This window comes from Streptomyces sp. NPDC043867 (assembly GCF_056435845.1).
Genome location: NZ_JBWKDS010000014.1, coordinates 107,109 through 112,869, shown reverse-complemented (window position 1 = coordinate 112,869; position 5,761 = coordinate 107,109). Strand labels below are relative to the sequence as shown.

Sequence of the window (5,761 nt, the reverse complement as noted above, 5' to 3'; positions counted from 1 at the left end):
CCAAAAAAGAAAAAAGTGGCTCACCGGAAGATGTATGGGGGCCTCTTCCCCCACCCCAGAACGCCTGGCCCCCCCCCCCAGACCCTTTGGGTGCCGCCCCCACCGGCCGTTCGGTCGCTGCGGCGGAGATACGGGGTGTCAGGCCCGCTCGACGCGGTTCAGGTCGCTCAGCATGCCGGTGCGCAGCTGGGCGATGATCCGCTTGATCAGCCGCGAGACGTGCATCTGGGAGCAGCCGAGGCGTTCTCCTATTTCCGCCTGGGTGGCCTCCTCCACGAACCGCAGGTGGATGATCTGCCGGTCGCGCTCGCTGAGCTCCGCCACCAGCGGCGCCAGCGTGTGGAAGTCCTCGACGAGGCGCATGCCGTCGTCCTCGACGCCGATGAAGTCGGCGAGGACGGCCTCGCCGTCCTGGTTCCCCTCGCCCGTGAGCGCGGCGTCCAGGGAGGAGGAGTTGTAGCCGTTGGAGGCGATCTGGGCTTCGACGACCTCGTTCTCGGGCAGGTTCATGAGGGTGGCCAGCTCGGCGACGCTCGGGTCCCGGTCCAGCCGGCTGGAGAGTTCCTCCCGCGCCTTGGCCAGCTCCACCCGCAGCTCCTGAAGACGGCGCGGCACGTGCACCGCCCACGTCGTGTCACGGAAGAAGCGCTTGATCTCGCCGACGATGTACGGCAGCGCGAACGAGGTGAACTCGACCTCACGCGAGATCTCGAACCGGTCGATGGCCTTGATCAGGCCGATCATCCCGACCTGGGCGATGTCCTCCAGGTCGTCGCCGCGGTGACGGAAGCGGCCCGCGGCGAAGCGGACCAGCGACATGTTCATCTCGATCAGGGTGTTGCGCGCGTACTGGTACTCCTGCGTGCCCTCTTCTAGCTCCGTCAGGCGCCGGAAGAACTGGCGGGACAACTCCCTCGCATCGCGCGGGGCCACGGCACGCGGATCCTCGATGACCGGCAGTTCGTCCCGACCAGTTCCGGTCCGGGCGGACTCCTGGCTGACCTTCGACCGGCTCACGGCGGTGACGGTGTCCATTACCTCTCCCACGAAACTAGTCGCCCTTCCAGGCATCGTGTTCCGCGGCTACCCCGTAAGTCCCGGCGCATGTCTGTCTTTTCCGGAGAACTTTCTGACGTGCCGTCAGCTCGTGAGGACGGAGTCGTCGGCGGTGCGGGCTCCGGGCAGCCGGTAGCGGGCGGCGATGAGGGCCGCGTCCACGTGCTTGGTGCCGGTCGCGACGCACAGGGTGTAGGCCAGATCGTCCATACGCTGCCGGACCTCCGCACTGCCGCCCTCGGCGTGCAGCACCCGCAGCGTGTCGTACTGCTCGACGAGGTTGGTCAGGACCGCGGGGTGGGCCATCAGCACTGTGTTCTCCATGGGGTAGGTCGGTGACGGTGATCGGCCGTCACCGGCGATCGCTCTCGACGGCGCCTACCCGGCTTTCGCCGCCCTACGCCGGGCCGGCTAGCCGAGGCATCCGGGGAGCCCTTCGCGGCCGGTGGCGTCCCGCTCGTCCTCCGCCCACGGGCCCGGCGGGGTGGCCGGGTCCCGGCGCTCGTAACAGCCGTGGGCCCGGGCGAGGAAGACGCTGCTGCCGCCGGCCGCGTGGTACGACGCGGTTCCACCGACAGCGGAACCCCCGGTCCTCGCCCGCCCGGCGCTCCTACCCTGAGGCGGTGAGCAACCACATGCCGAACGAAGCCCGCGTCCTCCACCTGCGTCCGGCGGCGGGACCGTCGCCGGACGCGGCCCCGGGGCGCGCACCGCAGGGGCCGCAGCCCGTCCGTACGCCCCACGGCCCGACCGGCCGCAGGCCGACGGTCAAGGAGCCCTTGTGGCGCGACCTCGTCGGTGATGTGCTGCGGCGCGAGCGCCTCGCCCAGGAGCGGACGCTCAAGGACGTCGCCGACGCGGCCCGGATCTCGATGCCCTACCTCTCCGAGCTGGAGCGCGGCCGCAAGGAAGCCTCCTCCGAGGTCCTCGCGGCCGCCGCCCGCGCCCTCGGGCTCGGCCTCGCCGATCTGCTGTCCCGGGCCCAGGGCGAACTCGTCCGCCTCGCCCAGGCCGGGCCGGCCGGCACCCGCGGCCACAGCGGGCGCACGCCGTCCGCGTCGCCGTACAACGGCATGTGCCTGGCGGCCTGACGAGCCGACGGCCGACGCTCCGGCGGGTCCGCGGCACGAGCCCGCCGGCGCGGGCCGCCGCCGCGCCGCCCCGCCGGGCACGGCTCGCGGGATGCCGCGCCGCCGGCACGGAGGTGCAGTGTCAGACCCGCGCGAGCCGGCGGCTCAGCACCTCGTCGGCCAGCCCGTACGCCACCGCCTCCTGCGCCGTGAAGACCTTGTCGCGGTCCATGTCCGCGCGCAGGGTCGCCACGTCGTGGTGCGTGTGCCGGGAGAGCACGTCCTCCACCTGGGAACGGATCCGCAGCATCTCCTTCGCCTGGAGGCTGAGGTCCGACACCGTTCCCTGGCGTCCGCCGCTCGCGGGCTGGCCCAGCAGGACCCGCGCGTGCTCCAGTACGAACCGCCGTCCGGGATCTCCGCCGGCCAGCAGCACGGCGGCCGTCGACGCCGCCTGCCCGACGCAGAACGTGGAGATAGGCGCCTGCACGAACGTCATCGTGTCGTAGATCGCCATGAGCGAGGTGAAGGAGCCCCCGGGCGAGTTGAGGTAGATCGCGATCTCGTTCTCCGGGCCCGACGACTCCAGGTGGAGGAGTTGCGCGATGACCACGTTGGCGACGCCGTCGTCGATCTCCGTACCCAGGAAGATGATCCGCTCGGAGAGCAGCCGGCTGAAGACGTCGTAGGACCGCTCACCCTGCGGCGTCCGCTCGACGACGTTCGGAATCGTGTAGGAACCCATGTCACAGCCCCATCCGTGGACGTGACGCGGCCGGCCGGACGTCGTCGAGGGATTCCACGACCCGGTCGACCATCCCGTACTCCAATGCCTGTTGGGCCGTGAACCAGCGGTCGCGGTCGCCGTCCCGGGAGATCGTCTCCTCGCTCTGCCCGGTGTGCTCCGCGGTGATCCGCTCGATGGCCTTCTTCGTGAACTCCAGGTTCTGCGCCTGGATCTCGATGTCGGCCGCGGTACCGCCGATGCCTGCGGAGGGCTGGTGCATCATGATCCGCGCGTTCGGCAGCGCGAACCGCTTGCCGCGCGTGCCGACGCTGAGCAGGAACTGCCCCATGCTCGCCGCGAATCCCATGGCGAGCGTGGAGACGTCGTTCGGGATCAGCCGCATGGTGTCGTAGATCGCGAGACCGGCGGTGACCGAACCGCCGGGGCTGTTGATGTAGAGGCTGATGTCGGTGCGCGCGTCCTCCGCGGAGAGCAGGAGCAGCTGGGCGCAGACCCGGTTCGCGGAGACCTCGTCGACCTGGGTGCCGAGGAAGACGATCCGCTGCCCGAGCAGTTGCGCGGCGAGATGGTCGTCGAAGCGCGTCGCGGGGGTGTCTCCGTCCTCGCCCCGCGGCCTCAGGGCCGGGTCCCAGCCGGTGATGAGTGGCGTCATGGGTCCTCCTTGTCGTGGGCGGCGGCCGTCGCCGCGCACTCCACTGTCGGCCCGCCCGCGCCACCGCATCGACTTTCTCTGCCCGCAGCAGATTCGCCAGGAGCAGATGGCTTCGGGGATTCGCTCAGCCGGACCGCTTCGCGCGCAACCGGCGGAAGAACGCCCGCACATCAGCGACCAGCAGATCGGGTTCCTCCATCGCGGCGAAATGCCCGCCGCGGTCGAATTCCGTCCACCGTACGATCCTGTTCGTCCGGTCCGCGACGTGCCGCAGCGGGACGAAATTGTCGTGGGGGAAGACGGCGAGCGCGGTCGGTGCGGCCGACGGGTCCGGGGGCGAACCCCAGTAGTCCGCGTGCGCGCGCTCGTAATAGAGGCGGGCGGACGAACCGGCTGTTCCGGTCAGCCAGTACAGCATCACGTTGGTGAGGAGCTGATCGCGGTCGACGGCGTCCTCGGGACGCTCGCGTGAATCCGTCCACTGCTTGAACTTCTCCGCGATCCACGCGAGTTGACCGACCGGTGAATCCGTCAGCGCGTAGGCGAGTGTCTGCGGCCGGGTGGCCTGGATGTCCGCGTAGCCCTGTTCCTCACGGGCCCATCGCTGTCCGCGTTCCCAGGAGAAGAGGGTCCGCTCGCGTTCCCCGGGGGTCAGCCCGGCCAGTTCCTCCGGGGACGGTTCGCAGGTCGCGGACCCCGCGGGCAGCAGGTTCAGGTGGACGCCGACGACGTCCTCGGGGCGGATCCGGCCCAGCTCACGGGAGACGGCCGCGCCCCAGTCGCCGCCCTGTGCCCCGTACCGCTCATAGCCGAGGCGCCGCATCAGCTCGGCGAACGCGAGGGCCACGCGCCGGAATTCCCAGCCGGTGTCCCGTGTGGGCCCGGAGAAGCCGAATCCGGGAATGCTCGGCAGCACGACGTGAAAGGCGTCGGCGGGGTCGCCGCCATGGGCCCGCGGATCGGTCAGGGGACCCACGACATCGAGGAATTCGACGATCGAACCGGGCCATCCATGGGTGACGATCAGCGGAGTCGCGTCGGGTTCCGGGGACCTGATGTGCGCGAAATGGACCGTGGCTCCGTCGATCTCCGTGAGGAACTGCGGCCATTCGTTGAGCCGCGCCTCCGCAGCCCGCCAGTCGTAGTCGTGCCGCCAGTACCGCACGAGTTCCCGCAGATAGTCACGCGGGATTCCGTACGCCCAGCCCACATCGGGGAGTTGGTCCGGCCAGCGCGTACGGTCGAGGCGCTGCCGGAGATCGTCCAGATCGCTTTCGGGGATGTCGATGCGGAAGGGGCGGACGAGAGGCGTGGTGTCCTGCGGCGTGCTCATGTCCGCGGATGCTATCGGCACGCGGTCCGATGCCCGCGCGCGTTCTCACGGGGCGCGGGCCGCCTCGCCGAGCGGTACGAGCGGCATCCGCCCACCCGCCGCGACGAGCGTCACCGAGGACTGCCCGTCGTTCACCGCGTGCCGGGTCTTTGGCGTGGAGCCACCGGGGCCCACCGGCCGGGTGATCCGTACGGCCTCTGCCGCGTACGGCGCTCCCCGCGCCACCGATGAGTTTTCGGACGAGGATCGGTCGAAACAGGTGAAGAGGTTCCCGCCCGAGGAGGTACCGCATGTCCACCGACGGATTCACCACATGTCTGTGGTTCGACGGCCAGGCCGAGGAGGCCGCCGACTTCTACGTCTCGGTCTTCAAGAACTCCCGGCTCGGCAGGGTCGGCCGCTACACCGACGCGGGGCCGGGACCCGCGGGTTCCGTGATGGTCGTCGAGTTCGAGGCCAACGGCCAGAAGTTCGTCGCTCTGAACGGAGGCCCGCAGTTCACGTTCAGTGAGGCCATCTCCTTCCAGATCCCCTGCGCGGACCAGGAGGAGGTGGACTACTACTGGAACCGGCTCACCGAGGACGGCGGCGAGGGCGGTCCCTGCGGCTGGCTGAAGGACAGGTTCGGGCTGTCCTGGCAGGTCTTCCCGGCCCGGCTCATCGACATGATCGGAGACCCGGACCCGGTGAGGGCGGCGCGTACGACCCAGGCCATGTACGCCATGGGCAAGCTCGACCTGGCCGCCCTGGAGAGGGCCTACGCCGGCGAGTAGCGGACAGGGAAAACCGGGGGGGGGGAGGCCCCCGGTCCCACGCACCCCTGGGGGGAGGGGCGGGGTGGTTTGTCGCGCCTTTGGCCCCACCCCCCTGTCCCCCCCCTCCGCCATGCCCCGGCCCCCGGG

General features: G+C 70.4%; 8 protein-coding genes. 2 read left to right on the top strand and 6 right to left on the bottom strand.

Features of this window, described 5'->3' with window-relative positions; translation table 11 throughout:
- Window positions 1–138: 138 nt before the first annotated feature.
- Together AC069T_RS16420 and AC069T_RS16415 are read right to left on the bottom strand one after the other, a co-directional pair.
- Complete coding sequence (locus AC069T_RS16420) at window positions 139–1,035, bottom strand: SigB/SigF/SigG family RNA polymerase sigma factor (RefSeq protein WP_478783394.1); 897 nt, start codon at window positions 1,033–1,035, stop codon at window positions 139–141.
- A gap of 105 nt (window positions 1,036–1,140) precedes the next feature.
- Entirely contained in the window at window positions 1,141–1,368 is a 228-nt protein-coding gene (locus tag AC069T_RS16415) for a DUF5133 domain-containing protein (RefSeq protein ID WP_476751128.1), read from the bottom strand.
- 311 nt (window positions 1,369–1,679) lie between these two features.
- Between AC069T_RS16415 and AC069T_RS16410 the strand changes: the two genes are divergently transcribed.
- On the top strand, window positions 1,680–2,147 hold the full coding sequence (locus tag AC069T_RS16410) for a helix-turn-helix domain-containing protein (RefSeq protein ID WP_478783393.1): 468 nt from the start codon (window positions 1,680–1,682) through the stop codon (window positions 2,145–2,147).
- A 121-nt stretch (window positions 2,148–2,268) separates the two neighbouring features.
- Here the strand turns inward: AC069T_RS16410 and AC069T_RS16405 are convergent, their stop codons facing one another.
- From AC069T_RS16405 to AC069T_RS16390, 4 genes are all read right to left on the bottom strand, one after another.
- Entirely contained in the window at window positions 2,269–2,871 is a 603-nt protein-coding gene (locus AC069T_RS16405; protein WP_478783392.1) for a ClpP family protease, read from the bottom strand.
- A gap of 1 nt (window position 2,872) precedes the next feature.
- Window positions 2,873–3,526 carry an ATP-dependent Clp protease proteolytic subunit gene (locus AC069T_RS16400; RefSeq protein ID WP_358856002.1) on the bottom strand — a complete coding sequence of 218 codons (654 nt, stop codon included), beginning with the start codon at window positions 3,524–3,526 and terminating at the stop codon, window positions 2,873–2,875.
- A 124-nt stretch (window positions 3,527–3,650) separates the two neighbouring features.
- Window positions 3,651–4,859 (bottom strand): epoxide hydrolase family protein, encoded by a 1,209-nt coding sequence (locus tag AC069T_RS16395; RefSeq protein ID WP_478783391.1) that lies wholly within the window; start codon window positions 4,857–4,859, stop codon window positions 3,651–3,653.
- Between the two features lie 45 nt (window positions 4,860–4,904).
- Window positions 4,905–5,084, bottom strand: coding sequence for a hypothetical protein (locus AC069T_RS16390; protein ID WP_478783390.1), 180 nt, complete (start codon window positions 5,082–5,084; stop codon window positions 4,905–4,907).
- A gap of 65 nt (window positions 5,085–5,149) precedes the next feature.
- Here AC069T_RS16390 and AC069T_RS16385 point away from each other — a divergent pair, with 65 nt between their 5' ends.
- Window positions 5,150–5,632, top strand: coding sequence for a VOC family protein (locus AC069T_RS16385; protein WP_478783389.1), 483 nt, complete (start codon window positions 5,150–5,152; stop codon window positions 5,630–5,632).
- Window positions 5,633–5,761: the final 129 nt, after the last annotated feature.